At 67.4% G+C, this 19,001-nt stretch carries 11 protein-coding genes; 6 read left to right on the forward strand and 5 right to left on the reverse strand.

Annotation, left to right across the window (positions count from 1 at the left end; all coding sequences use genetic code 11):
• Positions 1-15: 15 nt before the first annotated feature.
• From prpF to EV672_RS01410, 4 genes are all read left to right on the forward strand, one after another.
• Complete coding sequence (gene prpF, locus EV672_RS01395; RefSeq protein ID WP_133605789.1) at positions 16-1,227, forward strand: 2-methylaconitate cis-trans isomerase PrpF; 1,212 nt, start codon at positions 16-18, stop codon at positions 1,225-1,227.
• 58 nt (positions 1,228-1,285) lie between these two features.
• Positions 1,286-1,900, forward strand: a complete 615-nt coding sequence (locus EV672_RS01400) for a hypothetical protein (RefSeq protein ID WP_133605790.1) — start codon at positions 1,286-1,288, stop codon at positions 1,898-1,900.
• Between the two features lie 245 nt (positions 1,901-2,145).
• Positions 2,146-4,758 carry a bifunctional aconitate hydratase 2/2-methylisocitrate dehydratase gene (gene acnB, locus EV672_RS01405; protein ID WP_133605791.1) on the forward strand — a complete coding sequence of 871 codons (2,613 nt, stop codon included), beginning with the start codon at positions 2,146-2,148 and terminating at the stop codon, positions 4,756-4,758.
• A 200-nt stretch (positions 4,759-4,958) separates the two neighbouring features.
• The gene (locus EV672_RS01410) at positions 4,959-7,337 is read left to right on the forward strand and encodes a penicillin-binding protein 1A (protein WP_243738453.1); all 2,379 of its coding nucleotides are present in this window, start codon (positions 4,959-4,961) and stop codon (positions 7,335-7,337) included.
• A 9-nt stretch (positions 7,338-7,346) separates the two neighbouring features.
• Here the strand turns inward: EV672_RS01410 and EV672_RS01415 are convergent, their stop codons facing one another.
• From EV672_RS01415 to EV672_RS01425, 3 genes are all read right to left on the reverse strand, one after another.
• The gene (locus EV672_RS01415; protein ID WP_133605792.1) at positions 7,347-7,919 is read right to left on the reverse strand and encodes a M48 metallopeptidase family protein; all 573 of its coding nucleotides are present in this window, start codon (positions 7,917-7,919) and stop codon (positions 7,347-7,349) included.
• A complete protein-coding gene (gene sbcB, locus EV672_RS01420) occupies positions 7,897-9,372 on the reverse strand; it encodes an exodeoxyribonuclease I (protein ID WP_133605793.1) in 1,476 nt (491 codons plus the stop codon). The genes EV672_RS01415 and sbcB overlap by 23 nt, the downstream gene beginning before the upstream one ends.
• 138 nt (positions 9,373-9,510) lie before the next feature.
• The gene (locus tag EV672_RS01425; protein ID WP_133605794.1) at positions 9,511-10,632 is read right to left on the reverse strand and encodes a beta-ketoacyl-ACP synthase III; all 1,122 of its coding nucleotides are present in this window, start codon (positions 10,630-10,632) and stop codon (positions 9,511-9,513) included.
• A gap of 137 nt (positions 10,633-10,769) precedes the next feature.
• Between EV672_RS01425 and EV672_RS01430 the strand changes: the two genes are divergently transcribed.
• Positions 10,770-14,246 (forward strand): PAS domain-containing hybrid sensor histidine kinase/response regulator family protein, encoded by a 3,477-nt coding sequence (locus EV672_RS01430; RefSeq protein ID WP_166643406.1) that lies wholly within the window; start codon positions 10,770-10,772, stop codon positions 14,244-14,246.
• An 18-nt stretch (positions 14,247-14,264) separates the two neighbouring features.
• Here the strand turns inward: EV672_RS01430 and EV672_RS01435 are convergent, their stop codons facing one another.
• Both EV672_RS01435 and EV672_RS01440 read right to left on the reverse strand, forming a co-directional pair.
• Positions 14,265-14,942: an RluA family pseudouridine synthase gene (locus tag EV672_RS01435; RefSeq protein WP_243738454.1), complete on the reverse strand. Its 678-nt coding sequence runs from the start codon at positions 14,940-14,942 to the stop codon at positions 14,265-14,267.
• A gap of 3 nt (positions 14,943-14,945) precedes the next feature.
• Entirely contained in the window at positions 14,946-16,022 is a 1,077-nt protein-coding gene (locus EV672_RS01440; RefSeq protein WP_279536163.1) for a bile acid:sodium symporter family protein, read from the reverse strand.
• 128 nt (positions 16,023-16,150) lie between these two features.
• On the opposite strand from EV672_RS01440, the gene acnA reads away from it, so the two are divergent.
• Positions 16,151-18,892 (forward strand): aconitate hydratase AcnA, encoded by a 2,742-nt coding sequence (acnA, locus tag EV672_RS01445; RefSeq protein WP_133605796.1) that lies wholly within the window; start codon positions 16,151-16,153, stop codon positions 18,890-18,892.
• Positions 18,893-19,001 lie beyond the last annotated feature (109 nt).

A 19,001-nucleotide genomic window follows, 5' to 3' on the forward strand; every position in this document is an offset into this window, starting at 1 on the left:
CTAGGAGACAACGACATGGCTCACGCCCCCCAAGTGAAGATCCCCGCCACCTACATCCGTGGCGGCACCAGCAAAGGCGTGTTCTTCCGCCTGCAGGACCTGCCGGCCTCGTGCCAGCAACCCGGCGCCGCGCGCGACAAGCTGTTCATGCGCGTCATCGGCAGCCCCGACCCCTACGCCGCCCACATCGACGGCATGGGCGGGGCCACGTCGAGCACGAGCAAGTGCGTGATCCTGTCGAAGTCCAGCGTGCCCGACCACGACGTGGACTACCTCTACGGCCAGGTCTCCATCGACAAGGCCTTTGTCGATTGGTCGGGCAACTGCGGCAACCTCTCCACCGCGGCAGGCGCCTTCGCCATCCACGCAGGTCTGGTGGACCCTGCGCGCATTCCCGAGAATGGCGTGGCCGTGGTCCGCGTCTGGCAGGCCAACATCCAGAAAACCATCATCGCCCACGTGCCCGTGACCAACGGTCAGGTGCAGGAAACCGGTGACTTCGAACTCGACGGCGTGACCTTCCCCGCCGCCGAGATCGTGCTGGAGTTCATGGACCCGTCCGACGATGGCGACGAAGGCGGCTCGATGTTCCCCACCGGCAACCTGGTGGATGACCTGGAGGTGCCCGAGTCCGTGGTCAAAGGTGGGACGCTCAAGGCCACGATGATCACGGCTGGCATCCCCACCGTGTTCGTCAACGCCGCCGACATCGGCTACAGAGGCACCGAACTGCGCGAGCAAATCAACGGTGACGCCGACGCCCTCAAGCGTTTCGAAGCCATCCGCGTGGCCGGCGCCCTGCGCATGGGCCTGATCAAAACGCCTGAGGAAGCGGCCACCCGCCAGCACACCCCGAAGATCGCCTTCGTCGCGCCGCCCACGACCTACACCGCCTCCAGCGGCAAGACCATCGACGCCGGTGACGTGGACCTGCTGGTGCGCGCCCTGTCCATGGGCAAGCTGCACCACGCCATGATGGGCACCTGCGCCGTGGCCATCGGCACGGCGGCGGCCATCCCCGGCACGCTGGTGAACCTGGCGGCCGGCGGCGGCGAGCGCGAAGCCGCGCCTGAATCTGTCTGTTTTGGCCACCCCTCGGGCACCCTGCGCGTGGGCGCCCAGGCCAGCCAGGTCAACGGTCAGTGGACGGTCACCAAGGCCATCATGAGCCGCAGCGCCCGCATCCTCATGGAAGGCTGGGTGCGCGTGCCCGGTGACGCGTTCTGACAAACCGCACTGACACTTGTCACACACTGGCGCGCCCGATCGGTGGCAAGATCGGCAGATGAGCAACGCTGCGGGTGCCACGCACCCCACGCACGTCCTGACCCACGACCCGTTCCGCCCCGAGGTTTGCAGCAACATGAAGTCATCCGCCGTCATCCGTCGCCACCAACGCATCCGCACCTGGGCCCTGTCGGCCGGCATGGTGCTGGGCATGGTGGCCGCCACCTTCGGCCCGCAACTGGCGCACGCCGCTGTACCGGCCAAGGCCTCCAAGGCCGTGATCAAAGGCGCCGCTGCTGAGAAGCCCTTGGTGCTGGCCGCGGCCGATGACGTGCAGATGCAGGCGGCGGACCGCGTGCTGCTCGGTCGCTACGAGTGCGAGTTCGGCCGCCGCATCACGGTGGACCGCAACGACACCCACCCCGGCTACGTCAACCTCGCTCTGGACCGCCAGGCCTGGGTGATGAAGCCCGTGCAATCGGCCACCGGCGCCATCCGCCTCGAAGACGTGCGCGGCCAGGCCCTGCTGGTGCAGATCCTCACCAAGTCCATGGTGCTGGACACCAAATCGGGCAAGCGCCTGGTGGACGCCTGCGTGCACGAGGTGCAGCGCAAGGCCGAAGCCGACCTGGCCAGCCAGCCCCCGCGCCCGTCCATTTTCGACGCGCGCTGAGGCGCCAAGCGCTCCTTGTGCCGTGATGCGCGGCACCTCCCGCAAGCCCGCCACCGTGCGGGCTTTTTTCATGGCTTGCGCGCACCACAAGCCCCACAAGAAGCCCTTCAAAACATGGTCAAAACGCCATTCCTGAGCGACAATGGCCATCTGTCCAAGTCTTCTATAAGACTTGAGCGTCGGCAGCGTGACCCGCGCCCACGCGGACAACCCGTTCCTGTCCCCATCCTCACCAGGTGAACACCATGTTGCAAGCCTACCGCCAACACGTTGCCGAGCGCGCCGCGCTGGGCATTCCCCCGCTGCCCCTGACCGCGCCTCAAGTCGCCGAACTGATCGAGCTGATCAAGAACCCGCCGGCTGGCGAAGATGCGTTCCTGCTCGACCTGCTGACCCACCGCGTGCCCCCTGGCGTGGACGATGCCGCCAAGGTCAAGGCCTCCTTCCTGTCGGCCGTGGCCCACGGCGACGTCGTGGCCAAGCTGATCTCCAAGGCCAAGGCCACCGAGCTGCTGGGCACCATGGTCGGCGGCTACAACGTCAAGCCCCTGATCGACCTCCTGTCCGACGCCGAAGTCGGCGGTGTCGCCGCTGAAGCGCTGAAGAAGACCCTGCTGATGTTCGACGCGTTCCACGACGTGTCCGAGTTGTGCAAGTCGGGCAACGCCAACGCCAAGGCGGTGATGCAGTCCTGGGCCGACGCCGAGTGGTTCACCACCCGTCCGAAGGTGGCCGAGAAGATCACCGTGACCGTGTTCAAGGTGCCTGGCGAGACCAACACCGACGACCTGTCGCCCGCTCCGGACGCCTGGAGCCGCCCCGACATCCCGATGCACTATCTGGCGATGTTGAAGAACACCCGTCAGGACTTTGGTGCTCCTGGTGGGGCGGCCTTCAAGCCCGAAGAAGACGGCAAGCGCGGCCCGATGCAGTTCATCGAAGACCTCAAGAAGAAGGGCAACCTGGTTGCCTACGTGGGCGACGTGGTCGGCACCGGCTCTTCGCGCAAGTCGGCCACCAACAGCGTGATCTGGGCCACCGGCGAGGACATCCCCTTCGTGCCCAACAAGCGCTTTGGCGGCGTGACCCTGGGCGGCAAGATCGCCCCCATCTTCTTCAACACGCAAGAAGACTCCGGCTCGCTGCCCATCGAAGTCGATGTGACCGCGTTCGAAATGGGTGATGTCATCGACATCTTCCCGTACGAAGGCAAGATCGAGAAGAACGGCGCCGTGGCTGCGAAGTTCGAGCTGAAGTCGCAAGTCCTGCTGGACGAAGTCCAGGCTGGCGGCCGCATCAACCTGATCATCGGCCGCTCGCTGACCGGCAAGGCCCGCGAGTTCCTGGGCCTGCCCGCCTCCACCAGCTTCCGCCTGCCCGTGGCCCCGAAGGATTCTGGCAAGGGCTTCACCCTGGCCCAGAAGATGGTCGGCCGTGCGGTCGGTTTGCCCGAAGGCCAAGGCGTGCGCCCCGGCACCTACTGCGAGCCGAAGATGACCACCGTGGGTTCGCAAGACACCACCGGCCCGATGACCCGCGACGAGCTGAAGGACCTGGCTTGCCTGGGCTTCTCGGCCGACCTGGTCATGCAATCGTTCTGCCACACCGCCGCTTACCCCAAGCCCGTGGACGTGAAGATGCACCGCGAGCTGCCCGCCTTCATCAGCAACCGCGGCGGCGTGGCCCTGCGTCCGGGCGACGGCGTGATCCACTCGTGGCTGAACCGCCTGCTGCTGCCCGACACCGTCGGCACCGGTGGCGACTCGCACACCCGTTTCCCCATCGGCATCTCCTTCCCCGCTGGTTCCGGCCTGGTCGCCTTCGGCGCTGCCACCGGCGTGATGCCCCTGGACATGCCCGAGTCGGTGCTGGTGCGCTTCAAGGGCGAGATGCAGCCTGGCGTCACCCTGCGTGACCTGGTGCACGCCATCCCCCTGTACGCCATCAAGGCTGGTCTGCTGACCGTGGCCAAGGCCGGCAAGAAGAACATCTTCTCGGGCCGCGTGCTGGAAATCGAAGGCCTGCCGAACCTGAAGGTCGAGCAAGCGTTCGAGCTGTCTGATGCTTCCGCCGAGCGCTCTGCCGCCGGCTGCACCATCAAGCTGAACAAGGAACCGGTTGCCGAGTACCTGAAGTCGAACATCGTTCTGATGAAGAACATGATCGCCGACGGTTACGCCGACGCCCGCACCCTGCAGCGCCGCATCGAAGCCCAGGAAGCCTGGCTGGCCAACCAGACCCTGCTGGAAGCCGACGCCGACGCCGAGTACGCCGCCATCATCGAGATCGACCTGGCCGACATCAAGGAGCCGATCGTCTGCTGCCCGAACGACCCGGACGACGCCAAGTTCCTGTCCGAAGTCGCCGGCACCAAGATCGACGAAGCCTTCATCGGTTCGTGCATGACCAACATCGGTCACTTCCGCGCCGCCGGCAAGCTGCTGGAAGGCAAGAAGGACATCCCGGTGCGCCTGTGGGTCGCCCCGCCGACCAAGATGGACGCCGCCGAGCTGACCAAGGAAGGCTTCTACAACACCTTCGGCACCGCCGGCGCTCGCACCGAGATGCCCGGCTGCTCGCTGTGCATGGGCAACCAGGCGCAGATCAAGGAAGGCTCGACCTGCATCTCGACCTCGACGCGCAACTTCCCGAACCGCCTGGGCAAGAACACCAACGTGTTCCTGGGCTCGGCCGAGTTGACCGCCGTGGCCTCCAAGCTGGGCAAGCTGCCGACGCCGGCAGAGTACCTGGCCGAGATCGGCGTGGTCTCCAAGGACGCCGACAAGATCTACAAGTACCTGAACTTCAACCAGATCGACGAGTACGTGGAAGCCGCCAAGGACGTGAAGGCCGCCTGATCACGGCCTGACACCCTCTGACCGTGCCCTGGCCAACGCCGGGGCCGTCGCAGGGTCTCACATCCAGCCCGCCCGGGAAACCGCGGCGGGCTTTTTCATGGCCGCCCAGACATGCTTCGACACAGGCGGTGCCCGCCCGCGCGGGATAATCCGGCGGTTGCTGCTTTCGCAGACGCCGACCTGGCGCCCGCACCCACCGCATGCCTGTCCTGGCCCTGCCCCGCGCCCGCCCTCGCCCCCGCCGCCGCCCCTTGCGCGCCATGAACCCACAACGCGGCCTTGTGCTCGCCCTCGTCCTGGGGCTGCTTGCACTCATGGCCGCGGGCGTGCTGAGCCTGCTCGTCACGGCGGTGGTGCTCTCCCCCCAACTGCCCGACACCCGCGGCCTGGCGCACTACCAGCCCAAGCAGCCTTTGCGCGTGTACACGGCAGATGGCATAGAGATCGGCGGCTTTGGCAGCGAAAAGCGCCAATTCCTACCCTTCGAGAAAATCCCGAAGCTGATGCGGGACAGCCTGCTGGCGGTGGAAGACAGCCGCTTTTACGAGCACCACGGCATCGACCCCATCGGTGTGCTGCGCGCGGTGGTCGCCAACGTGACGGGCGGGCGCACGCAGGGGGCCTCCACCATCACGCAGCAGGTGGCGCGCACCTTTTTCCTGACCCGGGAGAAGACGCTGAGCCGCAAGCTCAAGGAGGCGCTGCTGTCGCTGAAGATCGAGCGCGAGCTGAGCAAAGACCAGATCCTCACGCTCTACATGAACCAGATCTACCTGGGTGCCCGCTCCTATGGCTTTGCCGAGGCCGCGCAGACCTACTTCGGCAAACCGCTGAGCGCGCTGTCGGCCGCCGAGTGCGCGATGCTGGCCGGCCTGCCCCAGAACCCGGCCAACGTGAACCCGATCAAGAACCCCACGCGGGCGCGGGCACGCCAGCTGGTGGCGCTGTCGCGCATGCACACCGAGGGCGTGCTCAACGACGAACAGTACGCCGCAGCCAAGGCCGAGAAGCTGAGCGTGCGCAACCCGGCCGAGGCCGAGGTGCACGCCGAGCACGTGGCCGAGATGGCCCGCGCCCAGGTCTTTGCGCAGTATGGCGACAAGGCCTACACCAGCGGCATGAAGGTGGTGACCACCTTGCGCGCCGCCGAGCAGCAAGCTGCCTGGAAGGCCTTGCGCAAGGCCCTGATCGACCGCGAGGTGGGCCAAGCCTGGCGCGGCCCCGAAGGCCAGGAGGACCTCGAACGCGATTTGGAGGACACCGACCCGGCCGTCTCGCAGGTGCTCAACGACTACAACGACGACGAGATGCTGCACGCCGCCGTGGTGACCCAGGTCAGCGCCAAGCGCGTGACGGTGGTGCTGGCCGGCGGCGAGGTCATCCCTGTCAGCGGCAAGGGGCTGCGCCAGGTGCAGGCCGCGCTGGCGCCCAAAGCCAGCGACAAGCTCAGGCTGCGCCGCGGCTCGGTGGTGCGCGCGGCCCAGCAAGGCGGTGACTGGGTGATCACGCAGTGGCCCGAGGCCGAAGGCGCCGTGGTCGCGCTGGATCCGCGCGACGGGCAGGTCCGCGCCATGGTGGGCGGCTTCGACTTCCAGCGCAACCAGTTCAACCACGCCACGCAGGGCTGGCGCCAGCCGGGCTCCAGCTACAAGCCCTTCCTGTACGCCGCCGCGCTGGAAAACGGCGTGATGCCCGAAACCCTGGTCAACGACGCGCCCCTGAGCGTGGGCGACTGGAGCCCCTCGAACGCCGACGGCCAATTCGAGGGCCCCATGCCGCTGCACACCGCGCTGGCCAAATCGAAAAACATGGTCAGCATCCGCCTGGTGCAACTGCTGGGGCCGCAGGCCGCGCGCGCCTGGACCGGCCGTTTCGGCTTCGACGTGGACAAGCAGCCCGACAACCTGACCCTCGCCCTCGGCGCCGGGGCCACCACGCCTTTGCAACTGGCCAGTGCCTATGCGGTGATCGCCAATGGCGGGATGAAGGTGTCGCCGGTGGTGATCCGCCGCATCACGAACGGCGATGGCAAGGTGGTGTTCGAAGCGCCAACCAAGGTGCTGGACGAGGGCGACCGCGTGGTCCCGGCCCGCAACGCCTTCCTCACGGGCACGCTGCTCAACGAGGTGGCGCGCAGCGGCACGGCAGCGCGTGCTCAGGCCCAACTCAAGCGCCCCGACCTGTACGGCAAGACGGGCACCACCAACGACGTCGTGGACGCCTGGTTCGCCGGCTTCCAGCCGCACGTCGCCGCGGTGGTCTGGCTGGGCTACGACACGCCGCGCAGCCTGGGCAGCCACGCCTCGGGCGCCTCGCTGGCCCTGCCGGTGTGGATCCAGTACATGGCCACGGCCCTCAGCCGCGAGCCCGTGCTGGCGCTGCCTGTGCCCGAGGGCGTGGTGCGGCAGGACAGCGGCTGGCGCTACCGCGAATGGGCCGACGGCGGCTTCCTGCGCGAGCTGGGAATGGACGACACCCCCATCGGGCCGGACCTGATCCCCCAACCGCCCGAGGGTGGCGCCTCGCTGGGCACGCAACTGGAGGACCGCCTCAAGGCCTTCATCGACAAGCTGTTCTGACGCGCCAGCTCAGGCTTCGGCCACCCCCGGCATCAACCCCAGGTCACGGGCGGTGAGCCACAGCCTCAGGTCGAACTCGTGCTGGTGGTAATCGGGCGACATGTGGCGGCACAGCTGGTAGAAGGCCTTGTCGTGCTCGCGCTCTTTCAGGTGCGCCAGCTCGTGCACCACGATCATGTTCAAGAACTCGGGCGGGGCCTCGCGGAAGAGGCTGGCGATGCGGATCTCGCGCTTGGCCTTGAGCTGCCCGCCCTGCACGCGCGAGACGCGGGTGTGCGTGCCCAACGCATGCTGGATGACCTTGAGCTTGCTGTCGTAGGCCACCTTGCTGATGGGCGCGGCACCCCGCATGCAGCGGGCCTTCAGCTCGGTGACATAGTCGTAGAGCGCCTTGTCGGTGCGCACCTCGTGCAGCGTGGGGTAACGCTGGCTCAGGGTCTCACCCAGGCGCCCTGCGTCGATCAGGCCCTGCACTTGCTGCAGCAGGTGCGCCGGGTAGCCACCCAGGTAGCGCAGCGGCTGGCTCGGTGGCTGTCTCAGCGCTTGCGCCAGCGGCTGTTCAGGGTGCGATCTGCTCGGCATAGTCGTAGAGCGCCCCCAGGATGTCCTGGCCACGCTCGTCGTCTTCGGACAGTTGCTCGCTGAGCTGGTCGATGCGCTCGAAGAACGCCGACATCGACAAACCACCGCCTGCGCCTTCCAGCAAGCGTGCGCTGCGCAGGGCGTGCCAGCGGCCTTGTTCTTCCTCGTTCAGGGTGTCGGGGAAGTTGCGTGCGCGGTAGCGGAAGACGATCTCTTCCAGGCGCTCATCGGCGAAGCCCGGCGAGCGGCCGGGCGACGTGCGCTGGGCGAGTTCGTCGGGCGACAAGGCCTTGAGGCGCTGCAGGATGCGGCGGTCCTCGTTGCCGACGAAGCCGCCGTAGAGGTCTTCGTCCACGTCGGGTGCGGCGCCCTCGCGGAGTTCGGGGCGGCTGTACACCTCGGCCCAGATGCCATCCATGCGCTGGCCCAGCGAGGCGGCGATCTCGGCGTGGCGCGCAGCCACGTCCAGGTCCACGCCCCACTTCTGCTGCAAGGCGGGCGTGAGGATCTTCAAGTTGCCGATGACGATGGGCGATTTGTTGATGTGCAGGCTCTTGAGCGGCAGGCGGGTGACGCCCTCGGGCAGGTCGGCCGTCTTGCTGAACAGGCGCTGGCGGATGGTCGCCACATTCAGGTCGATCAGCTCGGAGGGGTCATGGGCCAGGTCCCACAGCAGCACTTCGTTCTTGTTGCTGGGATGCTGGGCCAGCGGCCAGACCAGGGCCATGCAACCGCGCTCGTGGCCGTACATGCCGGAGATGTGCAGGAAGGGCTTCCAGGCGCTGCGCGGTTTGTCCAGGCCGGCTTCGGCCAGCACGGCGTCCTTCTTGCGCAGCTTCAGGCAGAAGTCCCAGAGCTTGGGCTGGGCCTGCTGGAGGATGCGGGCCAGGGCCACGGTGGCGCGCACGTCGGACAGCGCATCGTGCGCAGCCTCGTGGCTCAGGCCGTTGGCCGCGGTGAGGTGCTCCAGCTTGAACGATGGGCGGCCATCGTCGTGCTTGGGCCAGGTGATGCCCTCGGGGCGCAAGGCCCAGGTGGTGCGCACCACGTCGAGCAAGTCCCAGCGGCCGCAGCCGTTTTGCCACTCGCGGGCGTAGGGGTCGATCAGGTTGCGCCAGAACAGGTGGCGCGTGACCTCGTCGTCAAAGCGGATGGTGTTGTAGCCCACGCCGATGGTGTTGGGCTGGGCCAGCGCCTGCTCGATGGCATCGGCGAACAGGTGCTCGGGCACGCCGCGCTCCAGGCAGGTCTGCGGCAGGATGCCGGTGAGCAGGCAGGCTTCGGGGTCGGGCAGGGAATCGGGCGCAGGCTGGCAGTACTGCATCAGCGGCTCGCCGATCTCCTTGAGCTGGGCGTCGGTGCGCACGCCGGCGAACTGCGAGGGGCGGTCACGCCGGGGCACGCGCCCGAAGGTTTCGTAGTCGTGCCAGTAAAAGGTGAAGTCGTTGCTCATGGTGCACCGGACAAAGCAAACGGCCCGCTGGATGCCAGACGGGCCGTGAAGAACAGGGGGAGAGGCCGCTCCGCTGGCACGATTGTGCCCGCAAGCCGACCGGCTGGGGCTCCCACCGATGGGGGAGCGCCAGCGGCATCAACGCTTGCGCAAGGCCACCGACCCCACGGAGTAACCCGCGCCGAAGGAACAGATCACGCCCACGTCGCCCGACGTCAAATCGGCGCGGTGGCGGTGGAAGGCGATGATGGAACCCGCTGACGAGGTGTTGGCGAACTCGTTGAGGATGAGCGGCGCGATGTCGGCAGTGGGCTCGCCATCGGTGAGCTTCTTGATGACCAGCTGGTTCATGGCCAGGTTGGCCTGGTGCAGCCAGAAGCGGCGCACCGCCGTGGGCGCAATGCCCAGGCCAGCGAGCTGGCGCTCGATGTGGGCGGCCACCATGGGCACCACTTCCTTGAACACCTTGCGGCCTTCCTGGCGGAAGGTCTTGTCACGGGCCTTGGGGTCGCTGTCTTCGCTGCGGTTGAGGTAGCCGAAGTTGTTGCGGATGTTGTTGGAGAACTGCGTGGCCAGTTGCGTGCCCAGCACTTCCCACTGGTCGGCTGACGTGGCGGTGTCGGCACGCTCGACGATGGTGGCCGTGGCCACGTCACCGAAGATGAAGTGGCAGTCGCGGTCCTTCCACTCCTGGTGGCCCGAGGTGATTTCGGGGTTGACCACCAGCACGCACTTGGCGGAGCCGCCACGCACGGCGTTGACGGCCTGGTCCAGCGCGAAGGTCGCGGCCGAGCAGGCCACGTTCATGTCGAAGCCGTAGCCGCCTGCGCCCAGCGCCTGCTGGATCTCGACGGCCATGGCCGGGTAGGCGCGCTGCATGTTCGAGGCCGAGCAGATCACGGCGTCGATGTCGGCAGGGGTCTTGCCCGCGGCGGCGATGGCCTTGCGGCCAGCGTCCACGGCGATTTCGGCCATCAGCGAGAGCTGGTCGTCCGGGCGCTCCTGCAGGCGCGGGTACATGCGGGTGATGTCGAGGATGCCTTCCTTTTCCATCACGTAACGCTGCTGGATGCCCGAGGCCTTCTCGATGAACTCGCTGCTGGAGTGCGTCAGGGGCTGGCGCGTGCCGGCTTCGATGTCTGCGGCGTGTTCGGCATTCCAGGCGTCCACGTAGGCGTTGAACGAAGCCACCAACTCGTCGTTGGTGATGGTGTGCGGGGGCTGGTACAAACCCGTGCCGCTGATGACAACTGCGCTCATGGCATCGCAAGTTCAAGACGAAAACCCGGATTCTGCCACCAATCCCCTGCTGCACTCCCGGGTCTGCCCTGGGGTCAACACCGCTGCAGCGCAGCATGTCTGTGCGACGATACCGACACCTGCATGGAGAAGACCGCATGAGTGACGATGTGCTGGCAGTGCCCACCGACCTGAATGGGCTGCGCAAACGTGCCTTGCGCGCGGCCTTGATCTGGGCGATGGTGGCCGTCACTGCGACAGCGGCCTTCACCTGCGTGCGGCTCAACAACTTCTACCGGGACGCCCACGCGCGCGGGCAGCAACGCCTGGAGATCCTGCGCGACAACGTCGAGGCCCACTTCCACACCATCGCCGGTTTGTCACATGCCCTGGCGGCCCAGCCGGACATGGCGCAGTTCCTGCTGCACACGTCCGTGCCTGCCATTGCGGGCACCCAGGCACAGCAGCGCCTGCGACTGCAATCCGAGCTGCTGTCGCGCGACACCGTGCAGCGCATGAGCACGCGACTGGAAGAACTGGCGCACTGGTTCCACCTCCGCCAGGCCTACATCCAGAACACCGAAGGCACGTCCGTGGCCGACAGCGACCTCAGCCCCGAGGCCTCGACGCTGGGTGCCAATTTCGCGCAACGTGAGTATTTCCAGCAAGCCATGTCCGAAGGGCTGGGCTTCCAGTTCGTGATGGGGCGGATCAGCCAGAAGCCGGGCTTCAACTTCTCGGCCCGCATCAGCGACAACGGGCACCCGCTGGGCGTGCTCATCCTCAAGACCGACCCAACGGCGATGCAGCGCCTGTTCCAGGACACGGTGGGGCGGGTGATCAGCATCGTGGACCGCAACGGCGTGGTCGTGGCAGGCAACCGCCCGTCCGACCTGCTGCAATCCGTGCCCGATGCCCGTCCCTCGAACCTCACCGCATCGGAAATCCTGGCGGTGTACCTGCAGACGCCGCAACCCCTGCCCTGGCAAAAGATCTCGGTGGGCTTGGTGGGTGACGCCTGGCCTGGCACGGTCATCGACGGCAAGCGCCACCTGGCGCAAAGCCTGGCGCTGGAGGGCTACCCCTATCGCCTCTGGGTCTGGACCCCGTTGACCCAGGAAGCCGACATGATCGCCTCCGGCGTCATCGCAGCCCTGGCCATGACCGGCCTGGGCTGGGCGGTGCTGTGGGCCTGGTGGCGCCGCAACGAACGCAGGCACGCGGTCGAGCATGCCCGCCACGAAGCCCTGGAGATGACCCGCGCGCTGCCCCTGGGCCTGTTCCGCTGGCGCGTCAGCCCCGATGGCAGCGGCCATTTCAGCCACGTGGGGCCTGGCGTCGAACGCATTTTTGGCGATGCCTGGCCCGCGCTGCAAGCGAACGCGCAGGACCTGTGGCGCCTGGCCAGCCCGGATGCGTCGGGCCCGCCGCCGCACGCCGTCGAATTCGAATGGCGCCACGGTGGCCAGTCGCGCTGGCTGAGCGTGAACAGCGCGGTCGCGCAAACGGCCGACGGCGACGCCGTCCATGACGGCTACTGGCTTGACGTGACCGCCCGCAAGCGCGCCGAAAGCCGCTTCGACCTCGCCTTCGAGCACGCCCCGACGCCCTTCCTGTTCGTGCACCGGCACAAGGGCATCGTGCGGGCCAACCCGGCGGCCGTGGCGCTGTTTGGCGACCAGGGCGGGCGAGGCATCCTTGGCCTCAAGCCCTGGCAGCCGCCGCTGAGCGACCCGCACCCCGAGGGCAAAGCCGCCGTGGAAGCCCAGGTGCAGACGATGATGGACCGCTGCCGCGAGGGCCGCAACGCGATGCGTTTCGATTGGCGCCACACCCGCGTCCTCGGCACCGGGGCGCTGGAGCCCTTCGATGTCGAGGTGCGCCTCATCAGCCTGGCCGAGGAAGACCCGGACCTGTACTTCTTCATGATCGAGGACGTCACGCAGCGCCGGCAAACCGCCGCGGCCTTGCAAGCAGCCACCGAAGCCGCCGAGGCCAACACGCGGGCCAAATCGGCCTTCCTGGCCAACATGAGCCACGAAATCCGCACGCCCATGAACGCCATCATCGGCATGACCCACCTGGCGCTGGAGGAACACCCGCCGGAGAAGGTTCGCGGCTATGTGGCCAAAGCCCACCAGGCGGCCAGCAGCCTGCTGCAGATCCTCAACGACGTGCTGGACCTGTCCAAGATCGAAGCTGGCCACCTGGTGCTGGAAAGCGTGGATTTCGCACTGCAGCAGGTGCTCGACCAGGTCAACGACGTGCTGGGTTTGCCTGCCGACCGCAAGGGCCTGGAGCTCTTGTTCAGCGCACCGCCCGACCTGCCCAGCCACCTGCAGGGCGATCCGACCCGGCTGCGCCAGGTGTTCGTCAACCTGGGCTCCAACGCCGTGAAATTCAGCGAGTCCGGCAGCGTGACCCTCGGGCTGGAGATGCAATCACAAAGCGGCCAGGACGTGGTGCTGCACGGCTGGGTGAGAGACAGCGGCCCTGGCCTGGCCAAGGACGACATCGAAAGGCTGTTCCGGCCGTTCACGCAACTCGACGCCTCGACCACACGGCGCCACGGTGGCACGGGCCTGGGCCTGACCATCTCGCGGCAACTCGTGGAGCACATGGGCGGGCGCATGTGGGTGGAGAGCGAGCCCGGCCACGGGGCCACCTTCCACTTCACGGCCCGCCTGCAACTGCCCGCCCAGCCACGCCCGATGGCGCCAAGGCGCGAGGACTGGCGTGGCAAGCGCTTGCTCATCGTTGACGACCACAGCGATGCCCGCGAGGTGCTGGCGGCCATGGCCACCGGCCTGGGCCTGCACGCCGATGTCGCCGCCGATGCCAACGAAGCGCTGCGCCTGCTCGATGCGACCGCTGCGCCCTACGACTGGCTCTTGCTGGACTGGCTCATGCCCGGTGTGGATGGCGTCAAGCTGGCGCGGCAGATCCTGGCGCGCCCCAGCGAACAGCAACCCTGCATCCTGTTGGTGACGGCGTTCAACCAGCAAGAGGCCATGGCGGCCGCGAGCGATGTGGCGCTGGCGGGCATCCTGACCAAGCCCGTGAGCCCCTCGACGCTGTTCGACGCCCTCAGCCGCAGCGCGGTGGTGACGCTCGCCGAACCCGATGCCGGCATCGCCCCGCCCACCGCGCCCTCCTCCCTGGGTGCCATCGGTCCAGCGACCAGCACATCCGCACGCCCCATGCCGCCGGCCCGCCCGACGCCCTTGGCGGGCACCCGCATCCTGTTGGTGGAAGACCAGCCGCTCAACCAGGAGCTGGCACTCGAACTGCTGGAGCGCGCCGGCGCCACGGTCACCCTGGCAGGCGATGGCCAGGCCGCGCTCGACACGCTGGCCACCACCACCACCCCCTTCGACTGCGTGCTGATGGACTGCCAGATGCCGCGCATGGACGGCTACACCGCCACCGCTCACATCCGCCGCGACGCGCGCTGGCAGCACCTGCCCATCATCGCCATGACGGCCAGCGCCCTGGTCACGGACCGCGAGCAAGCCCTCTTGGCCGGCATGAACGACCACGTGCCCAAACCGCTGGACGTGCAGCAGATGTTCAGCGTCATCGAGCGCTGGGTGAAGGCGGGTCGCCAGGCAGCGGCACGAGGTGCGCCCCACTGACAGGCGCCGAGGGGCTGCTCAGAACGGCACATCGCTGCACCAGCGCATGGGTTCTCCGCTCAAGGGGTGCGGCAGGCCCAGCTCGGCTGCGTGCAAGAGCATGCGAGCAGGCGCATCGGTGCCGTGCGCCATCTGCGCCGCCGCGTAGAGCTCGTCGCCCACGATGGGGTGACCCAGCGCCAGCAGGTGCACGCGCAGCTGGTGAGAGCGCCCCGTGACCGGCTCCAGCGACACCCGCGTGCGCTGCGTGGTCACATCTCGTGAGACGACGGTGAAGCGCGTCAGCGAAGGCTTGCCACGCTCGAAACACACCGTCTGCCGAGGCCGGTAAGGCCAGTCGGTGATGAGCGGCAGGTTGATCTCGCCAGCGTCGTCGGCCACCACGCCATGCACGATGGCCTCGTAGCGCTTGTGCGCCAGGCGCTGCTCGAAAGCCAGGCTGAGGGCGCGCTGCATGGCCGCGCCCCGGCCCATCACCAGCAGACCGGAGGTGGCCATGTCCAGGCGGTGAACAATGAGCGCATCGGCAAAGCGCTGCTGCACGCGCAGGGCCAGGCAGTCCTGGCGGTCGTCGCCCCGCCCCGGCACCGACAGCAGCCCGGCCGGCTTGTGGAGCACCACCAGGGCATCGTCGGCGTGCACCACCTCCAGCCCGGTGTCTGGCGGCGGGTGGTAGGCGATGCGCTCGGCAGGCAAGGCTCACACCACCTTGCGCGCAGGCGCACCGCCGTCGCGGGCCGCATAGCGGCGCGCCATGACCGCGCACACGAACAGTTGCAGCTGGTGATAAAGCATGATCGGCAAGATCAGCACGCCCATGGCCGCACTGCCCCCGAACAGCAGCTGGGCCATGGGCATGCCCGACACCAGCGTCTTCTTGGAGCCGCAGAACACCGCGACGATCTCGTCTTCCACCGACAGGCCCATCGCGCGGGCCATGCGCTTCGTCACCCACAGCATAGGGAACAGGAACAGCGCCGCACCGGCCATGGCTTCGGCCAGCAGCAGCGGCCCGTGGCGCGTCCACAGCCCATCGGCCACCGAATCGCTGAAGGCCGACCACACCAGCAGCACGATCACGCCGCGGTCGAACACCGTGGTGATGGGCTTGATGCGTGCGAACCAGGCCGACAACCAGGGCCGCAGCAAGTGCCCGACCACGAAAGGCAGCAGCAGCATCTGTGCGACCTTGAGCATGGTCTGGCCCACGTCCAGCGCCTGGCCTGCCGCCTGCAACTCGGCACCGATCACCAGGCTGACCAGCAAGGGCGTGATGAACACACCCAGCAGCGTGGACAAGGTCGCGTTGACCACCGCCGCGGCCACGTGCCCGCGCGCCAGCGCCGTCATGGCCACCGAGGACGAGACCGTGGACGGCAGCACCGCCAGGTAGAAAAAGCCCATCAGCAGGTCGTGCGGCACGTTCTTGCCCAGCACCCCGGCCCACAGCGCCCACCACAGCGGGAACAGCACGTAGGTGCACAGCTGCACCAGCAGGTGCAAGCGCCACTGCGCCGCGCCTTTCTTGAGGCTGTCGGTGGACAGGCCCATGCCGTGCAGGAAAAACAGCAGGAAGACGCCAATGTCGGTCACGCGACCGAGGTGCAACACGCCCTCGCTGCGCCCCCAATCGGGCTGCACGCTGGCCAGCGCCACCGCGGCCACCATGGCGATGAGGAACCAATCGGCGGCGCCACCGGCGCGGCGGCGTGGCGAACGCAGGGGGCGGGCGGCAGAGGTGGCGGAAGTGGCATGCGGCATCTGGGAGGGGCTCACGGGCAAGGCACAGGCAAGACGGTGGCACAAGCGACACCTCGCCGGCCGAGGCGATATTGTCTCCGCTGGCGCACGCTGCCCGCTTGCTGCCAGAATGGCAACCACGCAGACACCCACGGAGTTCCAGCATGGCCCACCCTTTTGCCAAGACCGTCCAATCTTTCGAGACCGCCTCTGGCAAGTCCCTGAAGTTCTACTCCCTGCCCGCGCTGGCGAAGGTGCACCCGGCGGTCAAGCGCCTGCCGGTGTCCATCCGCATCGTGCTGGAGTCGGTCCTGCGCAATTGTGACGGCCAGAAGGTCACGCCTGAGCACGTGGCCCAGTTGGCCAACTGGAAGCCCACTGCCGAGCGCACGGACGAGATCCCCTTCGTGGTCTCGCGCGTGGTGCTGCAGGACTTCACCGGCGTGCCCCTGCTGGCCGACCTGGCCGCCATGCGCAACGTGGCGCAGTCGCTGGGCAAGGACGCCAAGCGCATCGAGCCCCTGGTGCCCGTGGACCTGGTTGTCGATCACTCCGTGATGATCGACCACTATGGCGACAAGAAGGCGCTCGACCTGAACATGAAGCTGGAGTTCCAGCGCAACGCCGAGCGCTACGAGTTCATGAAGTGGGGCATGCAGGCCTTCGACACCTTCGGCGTCGTGCCCCCGGGCTTCGGCATCGTCCACCAGGTCAACCTGGAGTACCTGGCGCGCGGCATCCACAAAGCGAAGGATGCCAACGGTGACACCATCGCCTACCCCGACACCCTGGTCGGCACCGACAGCCACACCACCATGATCAACGGCATCGGCGTGGTCGGCTGGGGCGTGGGCGGCATCGAGGCCGAAGCCGGCATGCTGGGCCAGCCCGTCTATTTCCTGACGCCCGATGTGGTCGGCTTCGAGCTGACCGGCAAGCTGCGCGAAGGCGTCACCGCCACCGACCTGGTGCTGACCATCACCGAGCGCCTGCGCAAGGAAAAGGTCGTGGGCAAGTTCGTCGAATTCTTCGGCGAAGGCACCGCCGCGCTGACGCTGCCCGACCGCGCAACAATAGCCAACATGGCGCCCGAGTACGGCGCGACCATGGGCTTCTTCCCGGTGGACGAGCGCACCCTCGACTACTTCGAAGGCACCGGCCGCAAGAAGTCCGAGATCGAAGCGTTCGAGGCCTACTTCAAGGCCCAGAAGCTGTTCGGCACGCCCAAGCGCGGTGACATCGACTACTCCAGCGTCGTCACGCTGGACCTGGGCACCGTGGCCCCCTCGCTGGCCGGCCCCAAGCGCCCGCAAGACCGCATCGAGATCGGCCAGCTCAGCAGCACCTTCACCGAGCTGTTCGCCAAGCCCACGTCCGAGAACGGCTTCAACCAGCCCGCCGAGAAGCTTGGCCAGACCTACCCCACGTCCAACGGCGTGGACCTGCACAACGGCGATGTGCTGATCGCGGCCATCACCTCCTGCACCAACACCTCCAATCCCGGCGTGTTGCTGGCCGCGGGCCTGCTGGCCAAGAAGGCCGTCAAAGCGGGCCTGAAGGTGCAGCCGCACATCAAGACCTCTCTGGCCCCCGGCTCGCGCATGGTCACCGAGTACCTGGACAAGGCCGGCCTGCTGCCCTACCTGGAAAAACTGGGCTTCAACGTGGCGGCCTATGGCTGCACCACCTGCATCGGCAATGCCGGCGACCTGACGCCCGAGATCAACCAGACCATCACCGACAACGACCTGGTCTGCGCCGCCGTGCTCTCCGGCAACCGCAACTTCGAAGCGCGCATCCACCCCAACCTCAAGGCCAACTTCCTGGCCAGCCCCCCACTGGTGGTGGCCTATGCCATCGCTGGCAACGTCACGCGCGACCTCATGACCGAGCCGGTCGGCCTGGGCAAGGGCGGCAAGCCTGTCTATCTGGGCGACATCTGGCCGAGCAGCGAAGAAATCGCCAAGCTGATGAAGCACGCCATGAACGGCAAGGCCTTCCGCAAGAACTACGAGCAGGTGGCCAGCAAGCCGGGCAAGCTCTGGGAGAAGACCCAGGGCGTGAGCGGCCAGGTGTATGACTGGCCGAAGAGCAGCTACATCGCCCGCCCGCCGTTCTTTGACGGCTTCGAGCCCACGCCGAAGGATGCGGGCCTGGGCGTGGGCCTGAGCGGCCAGCAGGCGCGCATCATGGCGCTGTTCGGCGACTCCATCACCACCGACCACATCTCGCCGGCCGGCGCCATCAAGGAAGCCTCGCCCGCCGGCCAATACCTGGTCTCGCTGGGCGTGAAGAAGGCCGACTTCAACAGCTACGGTTCACGCCGCGGCAACCACGAAGTGATGATGCGCGGGACCTTTGCCAACGTGCGCATCAAGAACCTGATGCTGCCCGCGCTGGCCGACGGCAGCCGCGAAGAAGGCGGCTGGACGCTGTTCCAGAACCCGGGCGCTGCGCAAGGCGAGAAGCAGTACATCTACGACGCGGCCATGAGGTACATCGCCGAAGGCACGCCCACCGTCATCTTCGGTGGCGAGGAGTACGGCACCGGCTCCAGCCGCGACTGGGCGGCCAAGGGCACCCAACTGCTGGGCATCAAAGCCGTCATCGCCCGCAGCTTCGAGCGCATCCACCGCTCCAACCTGGTCGGCATGGGCGTGCTGCCGCTGCAGTTCAAGGGCAACGATTCGTGGCAGTCGCTGGGCCTGAAGGGCGATGAGCAGATCGCCATCGACCTGGGCGCCGAGATCAAGCCCCAGGCCGACGTGAAGCTGCGGATCACCCGCGCCGATGGTCAAACCGAGACGGTGGTGGTCAAGCTGCGCATCGACACCCCGATCGAGGTGAGCTACTACCAGCACGGCGGCATCCTGCCCTTCGTGCTGCGCCAGTTGCTGGCGGCCTGAGCGCTGCAGCGCGCTGGCGGGGATTGACCCGCGGTGTGCCCCTGACCGGGCCAGGCACGGATTGAAAACACGCCCCCGAGTTGTTATGGTTCATAACATTCCAACTCAG

The sequence above is a fragment of the Aquabacterium commune genome, from assembly GCF_004362855.1.
In the GTDB taxonomy this organism is placed as follows: Bacteria; Pseudomonadota; Gammaproteobacteria; order Burkholderiales; family Burkholderiaceae_C; genus Aquabacterium; species Aquabacterium commune.

Bases quoted from the DNA above. Each gene is read 5' to 3' on its own strand.
- prpF (WP_133605789.1), top strand. From the start codon at position 16: ATGGCTCACGCCCCCCAAGTGAAGATCCCCGCCACCTACATCCGTGGC.
- EV672_RS01400 (WP_133605790.1), top strand. From the start codon at position 1,286: ATGAGCAACGCTGCGGGTGCCACGCACCCCACGCACGTCCTGACCCAC.
- acnB (WP_133605791.1), top strand. From the start codon at position 2,146: ATGTTGCAAGCCTACCGCCAACACGTTGCCGAGCGCGCCGCGCTGGGC.
- EV672_RS01410 (WP_243738453.1), top strand. From the start codon at position 4,959: ATGCCTGTCCTGGCCCTGCCCCGCGCCCGCCCTCGCCCCCGCCGCCGC.
- EV672_RS01415 (WP_133605792.1), bottom strand. From the start codon at position 7,919: ATGCCGAGCAGATCGCACCCTGAACAGCCGCTGGCGCAAGCGCTGAGA.
- sbcB (WP_133605793.1), bottom strand. From the start codon at position 9,372: ATGAGCAACGACTTCACCTTTTACTGGCACGACTACGAAACCTTCGGG.
- EV672_RS01425 (WP_133605794.1), bottom strand. From the start codon at position 10,632: ATGAGCGCAGTTGTCATCAGCGGCACGGGTTTGTACCAGCCCCCGCAC.
- EV672_RS01430 (WP_166643406.1), top strand. From the start codon at position 10,770: ATGAGTGACGATGTGCTGGCAGTGCCCACCGACCTGAATGGGCTGCGC.
- acnA (WP_133605796.1), top strand. From the start codon at position 16,151: ATGGCCCACCCTTTTGCCAAGACCGTCCAATCTTTCGAGACCGCCTCT.